The sequence below is a fragment of the Sphingobium sp. VMM genome (genome assembly GCF_056790315.1).
In genome coordinates this window covers 1-15,467 of sequence record NZ_JBXGSI010000003.1, presented here as the reverse complement: position 1 = coordinate 15,467, position 15,467 = coordinate 1, and the positions used below count along the sequence as shown (strand labels likewise).

18 protein-coding genes and 1 pseudogene are annotated in these 15,467 nt (G+C 62.1%); 9 read left to right on the top strand and 10 right to left on the bottom strand.

Going from position 1 to position 15,467, the window contains the following annotated elements; translation table 11 throughout:
• Positions 1-32: 32 nt before the first annotated feature.
• Together ACUCV3_RS04710 and ACUCV3_RS04705 are read right to left on the bottom strand one after the other, a co-directional pair.
• Positions 33-548, bottom strand: a complete 516-nt coding sequence (locus tag ACUCV3_RS04710) for a phosphoribosyltransferase (RefSeq protein ID WP_017499828.1) — start codon at positions 546-548, stop codon at positions 33-35.
• Positions 545-1,537 (bottom strand): bile acid:sodium symporter family protein, encoded by a 993-nt coding sequence (locus ACUCV3_RS04705; RefSeq protein ID WP_026108894.1) that lies wholly within the window; start codon positions 1,535-1,537, stop codon positions 545-547. Before ACUCV3_RS04705 ends, ACUCV3_RS04710 begins: the two co-directional genes overlap by 4 nt.
• Positions 1,538-1,635: 98 nt before the next feature.
• Here ACUCV3_RS04705 and ACUCV3_RS04700 point away from each other — a divergent pair, with 98 nt between their 5' ends.
• Positions 1,636-2,394, top strand: a complete 759-nt coding sequence (locus ACUCV3_RS04700; protein ID WP_037519131.1) for an enoyl-CoA hydratase — start codon at positions 1,636-1,638, stop codon at positions 2,392-2,394.
• A 24-nt stretch (positions 2,395-2,418) separates the two neighbouring features.
• On the opposite strand, the gene ACUCV3_RS04695 is transcribed toward ACUCV3_RS04700, so the two are convergent.
• The gene (locus tag ACUCV3_RS04695; RefSeq protein ID WP_161731752.1) at positions 2,419-3,321 is read right to left on the bottom strand and encodes a DMT family transporter; all 903 of its coding nucleotides are present in this window, start codon (positions 3,319-3,321) and stop codon (positions 2,419-2,421) included.
• A gap of 27 nt (positions 3,322-3,348) precedes the next feature.
• On the opposite strand from ACUCV3_RS04695, the gene ACUCV3_RS04690 reads away from it, so the two are divergent.
• On the top strand, positions 3,349-3,915 hold the full coding sequence (locus tag ACUCV3_RS04690; RefSeq protein WP_279776287.1) for a helix-turn-helix domain-containing protein: 567 nt from the start codon (positions 3,349-3,351) through the stop codon (positions 3,913-3,915).
• 52 nt (positions 3,916-3,967) lie between these two features.
• Here ACUCV3_RS04690 and ACUCV3_RS04685 read toward each other — a convergent pair whose 3' ends face one another.
• From ACUCV3_RS04685 to ACUCV3_RS04665, 5 genes are read right to left on the bottom strand one after another with little or no spacing between them, the layout of a single operon-like run.
• Positions 3,968-5,608, bottom strand: a complete 1,641-nt coding sequence (locus tag ACUCV3_RS04685) for a recombinase family protein (protein WP_159365513.1) — start codon at positions 5,606-5,608, stop codon at positions 3,968-3,970.
• Positions 5,608-6,039 (bottom strand): type II toxin-antitoxin system VapC family toxin, encoded by a 432-nt coding sequence (locus ACUCV3_RS04680; protein ID WP_159365512.1) that lies wholly within the window; start codon positions 6,037-6,039, stop codon positions 5,608-5,610. Before ACUCV3_RS04680 ends, ACUCV3_RS04685 begins: the two co-directional genes overlap by 1 nt.
• Positions 6,036-6,305: a type II toxin-antitoxin system Phd/YefM family antitoxin gene (locus ACUCV3_RS04675; RefSeq protein ID WP_159365511.1), complete on the bottom strand. Its 270-nt coding sequence runs from the start codon at positions 6,303-6,305 to the stop codon at positions 6,036-6,038. Before ACUCV3_RS04675 ends, ACUCV3_RS04680 begins: the two co-directional genes overlap by 4 nt.
• A 49-nt stretch (positions 6,306-6,354) precedes the next feature.
• Complete coding sequence (locus tag ACUCV3_RS04670; RefSeq protein WP_159365510.1) at positions 6,355-6,567, bottom strand: hypothetical protein; 213 nt, start codon at positions 6,565-6,567, stop codon at positions 6,355-6,357.
• Entirely contained in the window at positions 6,554-6,793 is a 240-nt protein-coding gene (locus ACUCV3_RS04665; protein ID WP_159365509.1) for a helix-turn-helix transcriptional regulator, read from the bottom strand. Before ACUCV3_RS04665 ends, ACUCV3_RS04670 begins: the two co-directional genes overlap by 14 nt.
• Positions 6,794-7,243: 450 nt before the next feature.
• Here ACUCV3_RS04665 and ACUCV3_RS04660 point away from each other — a divergent pair, with 450 nt between their 5' ends.
• The 3 genes and pseudogenes from ACUCV3_RS04660 (at position 7,244) to ACUCV3_RS04650 (ending at position 9,033) form a co-directional block, all read left to right on the top strand.
• Positions 7,244-7,783: an AAA family ATPase gene (locus ACUCV3_RS04660; protein WP_159365508.1), complete on the top strand. Its 540-nt coding sequence runs from the start codon at positions 7,244-7,246 to the stop codon at positions 7,781-7,783.
• A 555-nt stretch (positions 7,784-8,338) separates the two neighbouring features.
• Positions 8,339-8,527: pseudogene (locus tag ACUCV3_RS04655) on the top strand (N-acetylmuramidase domain-containing protein); the annotation flags it as partial.
• Entirely contained in the window at positions 8,524-9,033 is a 510-nt protein-coding gene (locus tag ACUCV3_RS04650; RefSeq protein ID WP_159365507.1) for a hypothetical protein, read from the top strand. The pseudogene ACUCV3_RS04655 and the gene ACUCV3_RS04650, both read left to right, overlap by 4 nt.
• A gap of 411 nt (positions 9,034-9,444) precedes the next feature.
• On the opposite strand, the gene ACUCV3_RS04645 is transcribed toward ACUCV3_RS04650, so the two are convergent.
• The gene (locus tag ACUCV3_RS04645) at positions 9,445-9,825 is read right to left on the bottom strand and encodes a hypothetical protein (protein WP_159365506.1); all 381 of its coding nucleotides are present in this window, start codon (positions 9,823-9,825) and stop codon (positions 9,445-9,447) included.
• Positions 9,826-11,162: 1,337 nt separating this feature from the next.
• Here ACUCV3_RS04645 and ACUCV3_RS04640 point away from each other — a divergent pair.
• On the top strand, positions 11,163-12,398 hold the full coding sequence (locus ACUCV3_RS04640; protein WP_159365505.1) for a tyrosine-type recombinase/integrase: 1,236 nt from the start codon (positions 11,163-11,165) through the stop codon (positions 12,396-12,398).
• 60 nt (positions 12,399-12,458) lie between these two features.
• Here the strand turns inward: ACUCV3_RS04640 and ACUCV3_RS04635 are convergent, their stop codons facing one another.
• On the bottom strand, positions 12,459-12,662 hold the full coding sequence (locus ACUCV3_RS04635) for a helix-turn-helix transcriptional regulator (protein ID WP_159365504.1): 204 nt from the start codon (positions 12,660-12,662) through the stop codon (positions 12,459-12,461).
• Between the two features lie 416 nt (positions 12,663-13,078).
• On the opposite strand from ACUCV3_RS04635, the gene ACUCV3_RS04630 reads away from it, so the two are divergent.
• The 3 genes from ACUCV3_RS04630 to ACUCV3_RS04620 all read left to right on the top strand — a co-directional run.
• A complete protein-coding gene (locus tag ACUCV3_RS04630; RefSeq protein WP_337770877.1) occupies positions 13,079-13,513 on the top strand; it encodes a type II toxin-antitoxin system RelE/ParE family toxin in 435 nt (144 codons plus the stop codon).
• Positions 13,503-13,823: a helix-turn-helix domain-containing protein gene (locus tag ACUCV3_RS04625; protein ID WP_009820704.1), complete on the top strand. Its 321-nt coding sequence runs from the start codon at positions 13,503-13,505 to the stop codon at positions 13,821-13,823. Before ACUCV3_RS04630 ends, ACUCV3_RS04625 begins: the two co-directional genes overlap by 11 nt.
• A 1,331-nt stretch (positions 13,824-15,154) precedes the next feature.
• Positions 15,155-15,467 (top strand): ParB/RepB/Spo0J family partition protein (locus ACUCV3_RS04620; RefSeq protein WP_482240396.1); only part of this gene is annotated, 313 nt, incomplete at its 3' end.

Here is a 15,467-nt window from a genome sequence, read left to right as displayed (position 1 = left end):
GAATTTCCATTATATTTTTGTGACAGCTATTCTCAGCTGGTCCGTTCGGGCACTTCGCCCCAGTCGGACAGGATCGACGCGCGGCTGGCAACCGCTTCCCAGGGGAAGACGAACCAGTCCTTGGTGACGACACGGTCGATCGTGGTCGCGCGATATTCGACCTTGGCGGCCGAGCTGACATTGTCGATCAGCACGGCAAAGCGCAGATGATCGGCCGGTGCGCCGGCCAGCGCCGCGCGCAACTGGTTGATCGTGCGGCCACTGTCATTGATGTCGTCGACGAACAGCAGGCGCGATCCTTCGAGCGCCATCGCCACCAGCTTGTCGAGCAGTTCGTCGCAGAAGCCTGCGACCTGGGCCGACAGGTCGACCGACAGCATCGGCTGGCTGATGGCGTGGGACAGATAGGTGGCCGGCACCAGCCCGCCGCGCCCGACGCCGACAATATAGTCGGGCCGCCAGTCCGATTTGGCGATCGCGCCGGCCACGGCGTCGATATGGGAGAGGAAGCTCTCCATCGGAATGTCGGTCAGGATCGGTTGGGTCATGATATGGTTGCCATCTGCGAATCGGCCCTATCGGCCGCCTGCGCCCCATAGCGCCGTGCCAGCAGGGCACAAGCCATCAGCTGAATCTGGTGGAACAGCATGACCGGCAGGATGATCGGCCCAACGGCCGCTGCGGGGAAGAGGACACCGGCGATCGGCACGCCCGAGGCAAGGCTCTTCTTCGATCCGCAAAATTGCAGCACGATCGCATCTTCGCGGGAAAAGCCGAGCAGCCGGCCAAGCCCCCAGGTGAAGAGCAGCACGATCACCAGCATGGCGATGCAGAGCAGCGCGAGCAGCGCCAGTTCCGCGCGCGAGACCCGGTGCCATAGCCCTTCGACCACCGCCGCGCTGAAGGCGGAATAGACCACCAGCAGGATTGAGGTGCGATCGACCCGGCCGACCAGCGTCTTGTGCCGCGACACGAAGCCGCCGATCCAGGGGCGGGCAAGATGGCCCAGCACGAAGGGCAACAGCAATTGCAGCATGATCCCCTCGACCGAGGAAAGGGAGATGAGGTTGCTGCCGCCGCGCTGCATCAGCAATGCCACCAGCAGCGGCGTCAGCACGATGCCGAGCAGGTTGGAGAAGGAGGCGCTGACCACGGCGGCGGCGACATTGCCGCGCGCGATCGCCGTGAAGGCGATCGAGCTTTGCACCGTCGATGGCAGCAGCGCCAGGAACAGCAGGCCCGCGCGCATATTCTCCGGGATCGCGCCGATCTGTTGCAGCAGGATGCCGACCAGCGGGAAGAAGAGGAAGGTCGTGCCCAGAGTCGCGAGATGGAGTTGCCACGCCTTGGCACCGCCCCAGATCGCCTCGCGCGACAATTTTGCCCCATGCAGGAAAAAAAGCAGCACGATGCCGGCATCCGCAACGATGGATGCGACATGGGCGCCCTGGCCGCGGGCGGGCAGGACCGACGCTAGGGCAACGGTGCAGAGCAGCAGGACGAGGAAGGGATCGAGGATCAGGCGCAGGCGAGTCATCATGTTTCCGGGCATAGGGAAGGGGCTTGGAAAAGGATAGACGCCGCCCCATCCTCTGGGCCAACAGCCTTGGCACAGAGTATCGGGAGAGAATTTGCGTGAGCGACCATATCGCCATCATCGAGACGAACGGCGTGCTCGAAATCCATATCGACCGGCCCGACAAGAAGAATGCGCTGACCGGGCCGATGTACCGCGCGATGATTGCAGCGCTGGCCGATGCGTCGAGCCGGCCGGAGATTGGCGTGGTGCTGTTCGCGGGGCGGGGCGACGCCTTTTGCGCCGGCAATGACCTCAAGGACTTCATGGCCGGTCCGGAGGGCGGCGCTGCCGCCTTCGATTTCATCAGCGCGATTGCCGCCTTCGACAAGCCGATCGTCGCGGCGGTGCAGGGGCTGGCCGTGGGCGTCGGCACGACGATGCTGTTCCATTGCGACCTGGTCTATGCCGCGCCCGACGCGCGCTTCGTCATGCCCTTCGTCAATCTGGGCATCGTGCCGGAGGCCGGCTCCAGCCTGCTCGCGCCCGCGATCATGGGCCATGCCAGGGCGGCCGCGATGCTGATGCTGGGCGAGCCGATGGATGCGGAAGGGGCCGATCGTGCCGGCTTCGTGACGGCGATCGTGACAGGGGAGGCGCTGCTCGACCATGCCCGCGCCAAGGCGGCGGCGCTGATGGCCAAGCCGCCCCAGGCGCTGATGGCGACGCGCCGGCTGATGAAGGGCGATCCCGCCGCCTTGCAGGCGCGCATCGCCGAAGAAGCCCGGCTGTTCCGCGAAGCGCTGGCCTCGCCCGAAGCGCAGGAGGCGTTCATGGCCTTTTTCGAAAAGCGCGCGCCGGTCTTCAAGCGGGCCTGATCGAAGCGTGGCCGGGGGAAGGGATCAGTCCTTGCCCCGCCGCTCGAACTTCAGTTCGCTCACGATCACGGCGGCGATGATCAGCAGCGCGCCGGCCAGCGCCGTGGCGGGCTGGCGGTCGCCCGCGATCCGGCCCAATATCCCGGCCCAGACCGGCTCGCCGGCATAGATCAGGGTCGCGCGGGTCGGTGATACGGTGCGCTGCGCCCAGTTCATCACGAACTGGATCAGCGCCGTCATCGCGCCCAGGCCACAGGCCGACAGGATCACCGTCCAGGAAAAGGGCGGGATCGCTTCGCCCATCGGCGCCATCAGGCCGAAGGCGAGCAGCGACGTGACCGCCAGTTGCACCAGCGTGACGCGGGCAATGTCGACCTTGCCGGCCCACAGGCTGATGAAGATGATCTCCAGCGCGATCGCCAGGGTGCTGATGAGCGTCAGCGCTTCGCCCTTGCCCAGCGACAGCCCTTCGCGCGGGGCCGCGATCAGGATCAGGCCGGCAAAGGCCAGCGCGACGCCGACCCAGCTGGTCCAGCGCGGCCGCCGCCGCAATATCGCCCATTGGAGGATCGGCACCAGCGGCACATAGGCGGCGGTGATGAAGGCCGATGTGCTGCTGGATATGGTCTGCAGCGCCCAGGTCTGGAGCGTGTAGCCGCAGAAGATGCCAAGGCCGATCATCGACCCGGCCAGCAGTTCGCGCGCCGTCAGGCCACGCAGCACCGGCCAGGCGAGCGGCAGCGCCAGCAGCGCCGCCGTGCCGAAGCGCATCCCCACGAAGAAGAGCGGCCCGCTCTGCTGCATGGCATGATGCACGATCAGGAAGGTCGCGCCCCACAGCACGGTGATCCCAATCAGCGCGAGTTCGGGACGGCCGATGATCAGCCGGGGCGCAGGGCTCTTGTCGAGGGCGGCATTGTGCAACATAATGCACATCGCGTTATGAGCAATATATTGCACAGTCAAGTCGAAGTCCCGCGCCCGGACGTTCTTTCCCATGTCGCGGGCAATATCCGCCGCCTGCGCGCCGCCAAGGGGCTGAGCCAGGATGCGCTGGCCAGCGCGGCCGGGGTCAGCCGGCGCATGCTGGTGGGGATCGAGAGCGGCGAGGCCAATGTCAGCCTGTCGACGCTCGACCGGCTGGCGCAGGCGCTGGACGTCAGTTTCTCCCATGTCGTGCGCGCGCCCGACATGCCGGACAATAGCCGGATCGATACCCTCGCCTGGCAGGGCGAGGATGCGCATAGCCGCGCCACCCTGCTTGGCACCGTGCCGGCCGCGCGCGAGGCGGAGCTATGGACCTGGTCGCTGGCGCCGGGCGACCGCTACCCGGCCGAGGCGGACGCCGCCAACTGGCACGAGATGCTCTATGTGGTGGAAGGGGTGCTGACGGTCGAGATGGATGCCGGCACGCGCACGATCGCGGCGGGCGACTTCCTCATCTTCAGCAGCGACAGCCCCTATGTCTTTGTCAATCGCGGAACCGACCTGCTGCGCTTCGTGCGCAACGTGGTGTTCTAGGCAGCGCGGACGAATGGCCAGATGTGGTGGGAGTTGACTGGCCCTTATCCCGTCATGCCAGCGAACCCTGAGCCACCTTTGTCGTAACAACGGGTTCAGACTGGGCATCTTCCTTTGCAAAATCGAGGATGCCCATCAAGGCACCATGAAGCGTGGCATGGATTTCGCCGCGTTTCTCGCCGGGATGCAGTACGATCCGGTGGATGAGCGAACGAATGGCGTCAGAGGCGTCGAGCCGGGTTTCCGGGTCTTCCAGCGCTCGGGTGAAGCGTTCCATCTCCCGCTTGTAGATTTCAGCGACGCCGGGATGAACGTCAGGAACAGCCTGGGGGGCGAGCGCCATGCGGGCGGCGATTTCACTCTTCTGCCGTTCAAGCTCCGCCATGCGGGCCTTCATCGTGGGCTGATAGAGCCCATCCTCGATAGCGGTCATGATTCCGGCAATGGCGCGCTCGATCTTGTCCAGTGAGCGGCGATCGACTTCAATCTGCACCCGCTGCTCGCGATTATGGCGGTTGATATATTCGGCATAGGCGGCAACGGCCGCCTGGACCTTTTCCGGTGACACCAGCCGTTCACGCAGACCCGCAAGCGCCCGCTCTTCCAGCGCATCGCGGCGAATGGTGCGGCCGTTGGCGCAGGTATGGCGGCGATGATAGTTCATACAGCCAAAGCGGCCATTGACCGCCAGACCGACCTTGCCCCCGCACAGGCCGCATTCGACAAGGCCCGATAGCAGGGTGACCGGGCGCCGCGCCTGATGCATCCGGCTCGCCTGCGCCGCATGAACGCCGTCGATCATCGGCTTATATTGCTCGCCAAGCACGTCCTGCCGATGCTTTACCGCCTGCCAAATATCATCGCTGATGATGCGGAGCTGAGGCGCTTCGGCTCGAACCCATTCGGACTCCGGATTGGGACGACGCACGGTCCGGCCGGTGTGCGGGTCCTTGACGGACTGCTTATGGTTCCAGACCCGGACGCCGACATACATTTCGTTGTTGAGGATGCCGATGCCGAGGTTCCGCTTGCCGCGTATGGTGGTGTCGCTCCAAGGGCGGCCCGATGGACCGGGAATGCCGTCTGCGTTCAGATCACGAGCGATAGCGCGGGGACTCTTGCCTGCCGCGAATTCGCGGAAGATGCGCTCGACAATGGGAACCTCTGACGGTTCGATCCGGCATTCGCCGCGTACCAATTCGCCTTCGGAGGAAAGTCGCCGCACCGTGCGATAACCATAGCCTACCGGTCCTGCCGAAAAGCCCTTCTCGACACGTCCGCGTTGTCCGCGATGGGTCTTCTTCGCGAGGTCTTTCAGGAACAGGGCGTTCATCGTGCCCTTGAGGCCGACATGCAGTTCGGAAATCTCGCCTTCGGCGAGCGTGACGAGCGGCACGCGGGCGAACTGGAGATGCTTGAAGAGCGTCGCCACATCCGCTTGATCGCGTGACACTCGGTCCAGCGCTTCGGCAAGGACAATATCGATCTTGCCCGCCTGCGCATCCTGCACCAGCGCTTGAATACCGGGGCGCAGGATCATGCTGGCGCCGGAGATTGCGGCATCTTCATAGACACCTGCGACATGCCAGCCCTCGCGCGCTGCGCGCTCGCGGCAGACGCGAAGCTGATCCTCGATCGATGCCGCGCTTTGCTGATCCGAGGAATAGCGAGCGTACAGGGCAACGCGATTCATCAGGCTTTCCCTTCGGTCCATGGGTTGAACAGGCGGATACCAGTCGCCTCGAAGTCGGAAATATTGCGGGTCACGAGTGTGAGTTCGTGCTGCTGCGCATGGGCGGCGATGAAAGCATCCATCGCTCCCATGGGGCGGCCCGCGCCTTGTGCTCGATTGACAATACGGCCCCACAGATCCGCCGTTATGCTGTCGATGGAGAGCAGTCTTTCCTCAAATCGCGGCGCCAGTTGTTCGGTCAGCCAGATGTCGAGGCCCGACTGTCGTGCCCCCTTGCCCATGCGCTCGATGCCGTGGCGCAGTTCTGCCAGCGATACCACGCTCAGGAACAGCTCTTCCTCATCCACCGACGCCAGCCAATCCATCACGCCGGGATCAGGACGCGGCTTTGCTCCCTCCGAGATGATGTTGGTATCGAGCAGGAAACTCATAGATCAATCTCGCGAACACCATCCTTGAGGCGATCGACCTCAAGACCCGATCCGCGCAACGGCGAGGTCAGCAAGAAGTCGGCGAAGCTGCCGCGATGCTGGCGACGTTGAACCCGTTCCCATAGTTCGGCATCGACCACGACGACGGCGCTTTTGCCGTGACGCGTAATCGCCTGGGGCTCGCGCCGCGCCTTCTCGATTACCTCGCTCAGGCGCGCCTTGGCCTGTGCTACCGTCCAGCTATCCGGATGCGTTTCGACTGCCATAACCACATCTCCACTTATCATGGTCATAATAGCCAAAACCTTCGAAAAGTCAAGGTTCCGGCGGCCGTAGTGGTGGTCCCGGATCATTGTCATTGGCCGCTTTGCGTGCCCGGATATGCTGGCGCGCGATATGCCGGCCGATGGCTTGCGCGATGTGCGATAGCGCGGCTTCAACACTCATCCCGGACAGGTCGGATTCCGGTTCGTTGTCGTTGGCGGGGCGCCAGCGATTGGGAGCCGCAGTATCGTCACCCTTTTCCATGGCCCGCCTTTCCCTGAGAGGACGGGTTGTCGTTGTCGGCTCTATAGCCAGCGGGATTAGCGATCCAGCGCTCGACCGCGGACTCATGCCAGCCCGCGCCATGGACGCTGATCTTGAGCTGCGCAGGAAAGGTGCCTTCCGCTATCTTGCGGTAGATGGTCGAGCGGGAAAGCCCGGTGCGGGCACGGACGGTATCGAGACGGATAATACGTTCTGCATTCGACATTGGGGAGGCTTTCAAATCATGCGTTGGCGATGCCCCCTAAAGCCCAGAATGGCGCAGTTTCCGCGCAACACAAGATGCGCGTCACCGACCTCGCTGTAGGCCGGATGCCAATCATAGGGCTATGGAGGGACGTAGAGGGACATCGGCGATCATAGCGGGACTTGGCGGGAACTTACCCGCTTCGTTTCCGCATGCGTTTTTCTCAGGCATTGTTGCCTGATTGCCACGCTTTTAACGCTCGCCGATCCGCCTCAGACCATTTGAGCTATGATGTATTTGGCATATCACCGGTCCTTCCCCGGTGGCCTGCCCGCCAAGACAGAAGATTGTGCGAATCGCACGCCTTGCGCAAGAGGCTATCACGCCGAATGCGGTGGCACGGCTGTCTCGCCGGTTCGCCGGCGTCAAACTCATGAACGCGAAGCTGAAGGAGGCTGAGAGATACGGCGTATGTCCGGACGATTCCACATCATCACGGGCGGACCAGGTTCCTGCAAAACCACTCTGATCCAATTTCTGTCCACCCAAGGCTTTCACTGCATGCCGGAGACGGGGCGGGCGATCATCAGAGATGAGGTCGCCAATGACGGGAGCGCTTTGCCGTGGGCCGATCGCGCTGCGTTTGCTGCCAAGATGTTTACCCGGGAATTACATGCCTACAAGGAGGCTGGCTCCCTTCAGGGACAGGTGATTTTCGACCGGGGCCTTCCCGATATCGTGGGCTATCTTCAGCTTTGCGGCCTCGACGTTCCGGTCGCTCTGATGCATGCCGCAGAAGTTCTGCGCTACGCCGAGCGCGTCTTCATCGCGCCTCACTGGCCTGCAATTTACGAACAGGATACCGAACGGCAGCAGAGCGAAGATGAAGCGAAGGCAACATTCGAGGCCATGGTGCATGCCTACACGTCGCTAGGCTATCAGCTTGTCCATTTGCCGCTTGTATCCGTCGAGAAGCGCGCAGCCTTCATCCGGTCTCGGATCGACGCATAACCGACTGCCTGAAGCAATCTCTATCGATCCATTGTTCCCGTTCGTCGGGATTGGACTCCTTGGCTCGCATGATTCGACGGTAAGCATGGGCGTCCCAGCACCGGGGCGCTGGCCACGCTCTATTCCGCTGCGCTCCACCGAGCCAGCGCTATGCGCCGTCTCGGCACCTTCCGGCGTAACGATCGCTGACGCGGGAAGTGGCTGCGCCACTCGCATGCAGACATCGCGCCTGGGCGCGATGGCGTAAACCGGCTCCGGCAAGCGGTGTGGTCGTCACTTCCCTCTAGGCGCGTCGCGGCGGCCCGCAACCCGGCTGCGCCGGGTCTTCCTCTTCGTTCCAGCCCTTACGGGTGCAGTCCGCCTCTGTCGCCGCGCCTGCCGGTGCGCTCTTGCCGCCCACCCCGCATTCCGGGGCCGGGATGATGCGAAGAGGAGTAAAGACCATGGAACTCAAGCAAATCGATATCGCCCGCCTTTCGATTTCGCCTGCCAACATGCGCGGGGAAAGAAAGGGCGTGACCTGATGCGCCGGACCCGTGGTCTTTTGCTTGGCGGCAATCCGGCACCGAAGGCGATCAGCCCGACGCCTTCGTCAATTTCATCTTCGGCAGAGGCTTGAAAACCGCTCTCCAAAGCGCGGACTGGGCGGCGTTTGTCAAGAGCTACAATGGCACCGCGGACAGCGAGAACAAGTATGACGAGAAGCTGGCTAAGGCATATGCCAAGCGGAGTGAGGTGGCATGATCGAGATCGCCGCCATCCTGCGTCGCTACTGGCCCGCGATCGGCGCCACACTGGCGATTGCCCTGCTCGGCATGGGTGCGACCGTTCAGGCATTCCGCCTCCAGTCTGCCGTCGCAGAGCTGGAGACGGAAAGGCTGGGGAGAGCCAGCGACCGCAAGGATTATCAACGCGCCCAGGCTGAGGCAACCGCCGATGCCCTGTCGGCGAAGATGATGAAGGAAGCCGAAGATGCTGTCAGGGCCGATGAAGCCGATGCGCGCTATGCTGTTCTGTCTGCTCGCTACAGCGCTGCCGTCCTGCGCTACCAGGCCGCTCAGCGTTCGGGCGGCAGAACCGATCTGCCCGGCGCCTCCGAAGCCGCCCAAGGCGTTGACGGATCCGGTGGAGGTGCCATCATTCTTGCAGGGAACATTCTGATCCCGCAGGCTGATGCGCTGATTTGTGCGGAGAACACTGCGCGGCTTGAGGCAGCGAGGGCTTCGGCATTGTCGATCGAAGAAAAGTGAACCCGACGCAGCTGTATTTCGGGGGGAAATAAGGGTGCACGCCGGGCTCAGTTCTCAGGTAGCAGCGCCGCAGTGGCGGCGCTAGACCCATCACGAGAAGGTGTTCCTGGCGCCCCCCGCAATGACGTTGAACCTCGCCCGGAACGGCGCCAAAATAGTCGTGATGAAGAAGACGTTCAAGGGTAACCCCGTCTGCCTCAGGCGGGTCGCTACGCGTTGAACTGCAGACGGGGTATCCAACGGGCCGGGCAGTCTAAAACCGAATCGCGGGACGCTCTGCGGTAGAACAGGTCCGAAGCGCGATGTCGAGACTGCCTTTATGCTCGCGCGGGTGCCCCTGACGCGTATCTGGCCGCGATGCCTTGAAACAGCGCCAGGGACGGTCCCTATATATTCGGGCAGTTGAAGCAGTCAAACCGGCGGATTGATGTCCGACCAGTACGACGGAGCAACTACCGGGAATTTTCCGGCGGGGAGGCCGCCAAAAGCCAGGCACCAACCTTGTGCGCCTTCCGTATTGTCCCAAGCTGCGACAGAGGTGCCCAGTTGGTTCCAAAGCAGAAGTCGCCGACCATCCTTCCTGTCTTCCGGTAGGAGCTCCATCGGCTGCCATGGTATGAGGGAGACGGATATCATGGTCACCTCGTTTTTCTGTGTGTCACCGCCAAAAGGGCATCGCAATTCAAAAAAAGCCCGCCCCGATAGCAGGGCGAGCCAGGCGGAGATGGCAAGCGGTTCACCGCTTGCTAAACCAACGTATCGCAACCGATGCTTTGACGCCAGATGCAACATGGAGACGAGGCCCGGCCAAGCCCTGCGAGCCGGGACTTTATTGCTGCAGCCGTGAACAGCGATGCGCAAGGCGACCCCGGCGCGGCTGTTGCAAGCACACATTCGGGAGGTTTGAATGGCGCCGAGGTCAGACCCTCTTACACAGTCCGCACAATGGCTAAAAGGGTGTCCCTGACAGGCGCCGCGGCGGCAAGCTCCATCAGGGACCACATATAGGTAGGGATTCGCTCGCTGGATGACAACGAGAAATGCGGCGCCCTGACACGTGTCGCGCCAACGTTAGACCGCGCCAGGAGCAGGAATTGGATAGCGAGTGTGCCATGGAAAGCCAAACGACGCCCGCCCCGCCATACAGTGTTTGAAATAAATATTCTCGATTTGACGCTACGGTGGGGTACGTTCTTCGTCGCCTGTCGGTTTGTTCATGCAACAATGTTGTCCGAAGGACCGTTCCTTAATTCAGATCATAGTTGGGGAACGTTTATGCAGACGCACGAAAGCCGTTCGTTTCAAGCGACCTTCGGGTCTCACTATCTCGCTCTCTACCATGTTGGCGAACGTAACAGATGCCCTGGATGTAGGGGCGAACAGTGGCTTGTGGGACGCATGATGGCGGAATGCTGCCAATGTGGTTCAGCCTTACCGCTTGAGCAGTTCAGCACGTACAGCGCCACCCCGCGCATCGAATGCCGCGATCATCAGGATCATGGTTTGCCGGAGTATCTGCGCCCGGTGGCCTAGGCCCGAGCAGTTACTGGCGATCGGTATGGGGTGATCCTGACCGGCCAACCGATTGCAAATACCGGTCAGGATCCGCTTAAGTATAAGCGCCGCCCATGTCGGCCGCAAGGTGGATGCCCGAGCGACCGATGCCCAAAGGCCCTATGCCATAACGGCGTAGGGTAGTGACGCCGCCTCGGAGCACACGGCAAATGGCGGCAGGTCGTCCGCATATCCTTCGCGCATAGCGGCTGCAAGGTAAGTCGTTTTGATGCTGAGACGAACAGGCTCGATCTGCACTCTATATTTGCTAAAACAAACTCTTGTCCGAATTCCCTGTATATCCATCCTCGGACAGAGGGCGGCACCTTAGGTCATAGCTGGGGGCCGCCCAATTGTGCTGTAAAATGCTTCCACGGCTGAAACATGGGTTCGATTCCCCGTGGGGTCACCAAAATCCTCTCCCAGGGGGTTCCAGAAAGTGCCAATAATGGCGGATTTCTGCGGTTTTTCGTGGTATAGGTATCCCATACGGAGTGGTCCTGCACCACCGGATACCAGCATGTTGATGGTATGTCTGATGGTAGCGCGGCCCTCCCCTAAAAGGAGATACCATCATGGCGCTCACCTTTGCTGCCATCAAAAACGCCAAGGGCAAAGCCAAGCCCTATAAACTCACCGATAGCGATGGCCTGTTCCTCTATGTGACGCCCAATGGCGGACGCTACTGGCGCATGAACTACCGCCATTTTGGCAAGCAGAAGACGCTGGCCTTCGGAGTCTATCCTGACATCGGCCTTGCTGACGCCCGCGAGCAGCGGGACGCCGCCCGCAAGGTGCTGGCGAAGGGCGACGATCCCGCAGAGAAGATCAAGATGGATCGTATCGCCGCCACCGTGGCCGCGTCGAACAGCTTCAAGGCGGTTGCCGACGAATGGCTGGTGAAGGTCGAGCGCGAAGGCCGCTCTGCTGTCACGATGAAGAAGCTGCGCTGGCTGCTGGCCTTCATCAATGCGTCGCTGGGCAAGCGTCCCGTCACCGCCATCACCGCGCAGGAGGTCTTGACCATGCTGCGCAAGATGGAGGGCAAAGGCCGCTATGAGACGGCCAAGCGCCTACGCAGCACGTGCAGCCAGATATTCCGCTATGCCATCGCCACGGCCCGCGCAGAGCGCGACGTGGCTGCGGACCTGCGCGGGGCGCTGATCGCGCCCCAGCCCGTCCACAGGGCTGCCATCACCAGCGCGGACAATGTGGGTGGACTGTTGCGCGCCATTGAAGCGTTCGAGGGCTTCGCCAACACCAAGGCGGCACTGCAACTGCTGCCCCATGTCTTCGTCCGCCCTGGCGAACTGCGCCATGCCGAATGGGCCGACTTCGATTTCGACAAGGCGCTTTGGACGGTCCCGGCGCACAAGACCAAGATGCGGCGGGCTCACACTATCCCTCTCTCCCGGCAGGCATTGGCGATCCTCGAAACGATCGAGCATGATGCGGACTATAGCCGCTTGCTGTTCCCGTCGCTGCGTTCGGTGGATCGGCCTATGTCAGAAAACACCATCAACGCCGCCCTGCGGCGCATGGGGTTCACGCAGGATGAGATGACCGGCCATGGCTTCCGGGCGATGGCGGCGACACTGCTCAACGAAATGGGACTATGGCATCCCGACGCGATCGAGCGCCAGCTTGCCCATTGCGACAACAATGCGGTGCGCCGTGCCTATACGCGCGGGGAATATTGGGACGAGCGGGTGCGGATGATGCAGCATTGGTCCGATCATCTCGATTTCCTGCGCGACGGGCAGAAGGTCGTCACCGGCAAATTCGGCAAGGCGAAGAGCCACGCCGCCTGATCGCAAAGCCGCCAATATCGCCGTGCCCTCGCCAAAAAGAGACGGGGCACGGCGACAGGATCAAACGCCCACCTCCTCCCGGTAGCTTACCGGATCGGCAATCCAGCGATTGACGGCGGACTCCCGCCAGCCAGCGCCGTGGACGCTGATCTTCACTTGGCGCGGGAAAGTGCCTTCGCCCATCTTGCGATAGAGCGTCGTACGAGAAAGCCCCGTACGGGCCAGAACGGTTTTCATTCGGATGATACGATCGCTATTGTTCATGGGGGCAGTCTCTTCAATTCAGGATGTTGCACGCGCCCCCGGCCACGAGCATTGGATGCCTTGCCGTCCCGGACAAGAGCTTTCCGGGCGCGCAGGCAGTCCCGCGTTGAGGTTATGGTGGACGCTGGCGGCAATCGGCGGTCAGCGGCGGAAGACGGCGGAATTTGGCGTAGGCTTCTCACTGACAGCGATCAGCGAAGATTTTTTCCCAGCCTGTACCAAAATCCCATGCGCAGCCTTCGCAACCGCCCCGTTCCGGGGGACAGCCAGAAGGCGCTAGGCCGAGTCGATCATGGGATGCTCCTTTGTAAGGACCACCTTCGCAGCGTGATGAAGCAGGAATTTATGCTCACCCGCAGCGCATCCGCTGTCAAGAAGACCGATGGTGTATCGTCCTATCTCATCGGCGTTGAACTATAACGCTATGTGTTATATATAGCGAAAGAAGCAGGAGAACCGCCATCTCGCGCATTTTCAAGAATGGATGGTTCGAGCGCTTTGCGCGGAAGGAGCGGATTGCCGATGCTGCGCTTCGTGAAGCTGTGGAGCGCGCGGAAAGCGGATTAGTGGATGCCGATCTTGGCAGCGGCGTCATCAAGCAACGGGTCGCGCGCACCGGGCAAGGCAAGTCGGGCGGCTATCGCACGCTGCTCCTGTTCAGGCAGGGTGACCGGGCGATATTCGCCTTCGGCTTCGCCAAAGCCAAGCAGGCGAACATATCAAAGGCTGACCTGGCCTTGCTGCGCAAGGCTGCCATCGAGGCGCTGGAATGGAGCGGCGAGGAACTGGACCGGCTGGTGGCGTCGGGAACGCTGGTGGAGATAGACCATGGGAACGACGATGAAGGATAAGGGCTATCGCAGTGAGATCGCGGGCGCGATCCACGAAATGATGAGCGACGCCCATGACGCGGGCGTAGTGTCGCGCGCGACGCTGCGCACCTTTGACGAGGCGTGCCTTGCCCCGGCTCCAGCATTGGCTGGCGACGAAATCCGGGCGATCCGCGAGCGCGAGCATGTCTCGCAACCGGTGTTCGCTGCCTATCTCAACGTATCGCGCAATCTCGTGTCGGATTGGGAGCGCGGCGTGAAGCGTCCCGGTGGACCTGCCCTGCGCTTGCTATCCATCATCCAGCGCAAGGGATTGCAGGCCGTCGCATAGTTGCCGGTGATGCTTTCTATCGGGAACGGCGAAAAAAACAGGCCCGCCTCAAGACATGAGGCGGGTCGTGGGAGGGAAGCGGACATCGTCTGCCCGCGGGTTAATTCACTGCGTAACACTACAGAAGGAGTGTCCCCGCCACGATCGCCGCGAAAATGCCATGTGGCGGGAACAGAAGGACGATATCCGCGCCGCATGTTGGTGTCGAGCCTGGAACGGCAGCAAGGCGCGCTTATTCAGTGCCAACGACAGAACCTCCGCCACCCATGATGGACCGCGACATCCCCAGTTCGATTGCTCTGTCCATCCGGCCATCAAGGGCATGCTCAGAGGGAAGCAGCTTGGTCGAGCAGAATTGCGGCTTGCCGAGTTCCGGGGCAGGCTTGCCCTCCAACTCTGCTGTGGAATCGAGGTACGAGGGTTTTTATTCCGTCCAGTTTGGCCCACTTCGTCGCTAGACGCCGCCCGCAGATGGCGCATTGAGCTTGTTCCGCTCGCTTTGGTCGCGGGCTCATATTTGACAACTCCCATTCTCTTGTCGGGCTTCGCGGACGCGCACCATCAATTCGACGCAGGAGTCTGCTGCGCCTGTCCTTACCTCAACAGGTCTTCAAAAACATGAGGGCTTTCGGACGCAGCATTGGCAGCGCGGAAACCGCGACGATCATATGCCACGCCTATACTACAATGGTCGCTGCTATGGCATCCGTTCGCGCCATTCGATGGACCCCGACGCCGTGGTTGGGGGAAGCGCCGGGGCCGATCGAAGCACGTCCTGACGGTGGAGACGGAAATCAAGACGCCTCAAGAATTTCCTGCATCACTATTAAAGACTCGTTAATGGCGGCGATCGGCATAGGCTTGGTAGATCGGGCCAGCTATTTCCGTCACGGGGGCGTACCTGTATCGACAGCGCCTGAACCAGAACGAAGGATAATCTATTCGAACTGGCTCTATGCTCAATAAAAATGACAGGCGTCCCCACGCGCAGCGCGCGGGTCGCGCTCTATTGCGCTTCGCTCCACCGAGCCGGCGCTACGCGCCGTCTCGGCACCTCACGGTGTAACGATCGCATGACGCGGTGGAACGGCTGTGCCGTTCCCATGCGGACATCGCGCGGAGCACGATGGTGTAGACCGGCTCCGGAAAGCGGTGTGGGCGCCGCTACCCTCTAGGCGCGTCGCGGCGGGCCGCAACCCGGCTGCGCCGGGTCTTCCTCTGACGTTCCAGCCCTTCGGGTGCGGCCCGCCTCTGCCGACGCGCCTTCCGGTGCGCTCTTGCCGCCCACCCCGCTCTGGCCGGGGCCGGTTTGTGCAAGAGGAGTAAGAGACATGGAACTCAAGCATATCGATATTAGCCGCCTCTCGGTTTCGTCCGCCAACATACGGGGAGGCAAGAAGGCTTCCGACCTGACCAACATCCTGCCGTCTGTTCGGGCGCGGGGCATAATTGTGCCGCTGATCGTGCGGGAGAGCAGTTCATCCGGCAGCTATGAGATCGTGGCAGGCAAGCGGCGCTATCATGCGGCGCTGGCTGTAGCGGAGGAAGGTGGGACCATCGATCCGTTGCCCTGCGCGGTCATGAAGGCTGGCGACGACGTAGCAGCGTTGGAAGCCTCGCTGATCGAAAACATCGCGCGTCTAG

Bases quoted from the DNA above. Each gene is read 5' to 3' on its own strand.
- ACUCV3_RS04645 (WP_159365506.1), bottom strand. From the start codon at position 9,825: ATGTTGCATCTGGCGTCAAAGCATCGGTTGCGATACGTTGGTTTAGCA.
- ACUCV3_RS04670 (WP_159365510.1), bottom strand. From the start codon at position 6,567: ATGGAAAAGGGTGACGATACTGCGGCTCCCAATCGCTGGCGCCCCGCC.
- ACUCV3_RS04710 (WP_017499828.1), bottom strand. From the start codon at position 548: ATGACCCAACCGATCCTGACCGACATTCCGATGGAGAGCTTCCTCTCC.
- ACUCV3_RS04635 (WP_159365504.1), bottom strand. From the start codon at position 12,662: ATGAACAATAGCGATCGTATCATCCGAATGAAAACCGTTCTGGCCCGT.
- ACUCV3_RS04650 (WP_159365507.1), top strand. From the start codon at position 8,524: ATGATCGAGATCGCCGCCATCCTGCGTCGCTACTGGCCCGCGATCGGC.
- ACUCV3_RS04640 (WP_159365505.1), top strand. From the start codon at position 11,163: ATGGCGCTCACCTTTGCTGCCATCAAAAACGCCAAGGGCAAAGCCAAG.
- ACUCV3_RS04675 (WP_159365511.1), bottom strand. From the start codon at position 6,305: ATGGCAGTCGAAACGCATCCGGATAGCTGGACGGTAGCACAGGCCAAG.
- ACUCV3_RS04685 (WP_159365513.1), bottom strand. From the start codon at position 5,608: ATGAATCGCGTTGCCCTGTACGCTCGCTATTCCTCGGATCAGCAAAGC.
- ACUCV3_RS04695 (WP_161731752.1), bottom strand. From the start codon at position 3,321: ATGTTGCACAATGCCGCCCTCGACAAGAGCCCTGCGCCCCGGCTGATC.
- ACUCV3_RS04625 (WP_009820704.1), top strand. From the start codon at position 13,503: ATGAAGGATAAGGGCTATCGCAGTGAGATCGCGGGCGCGATCCACGAA.
- ACUCV3_RS04680 (WP_159365512.1), bottom strand. From the start codon at position 6,039: ATGAGTTTCCTGCTCGATACCAACATCATCTCGGAGGGAGCAAAGCCG.
- ACUCV3_RS04665 (WP_159365509.1), bottom strand. From the start codon at position 6,793: ATGTCGAATGCAGAACGTATTATCCGTCTCGATACCGTCCGTGCCCGC.
- ACUCV3_RS04660 (WP_159365508.1), top strand. From the start codon at position 7,244: ATGTCCGGACGATTCCACATCATCACGGGCGGACCAGGTTCCTGCAAA.
- ACUCV3_RS04705 (WP_026108894.1), bottom strand. From the start codon at position 1,537: ATGACTCGCCTGCGCCTGATCCTCGATCCCTTCCTCGTCCTGCTGCTC.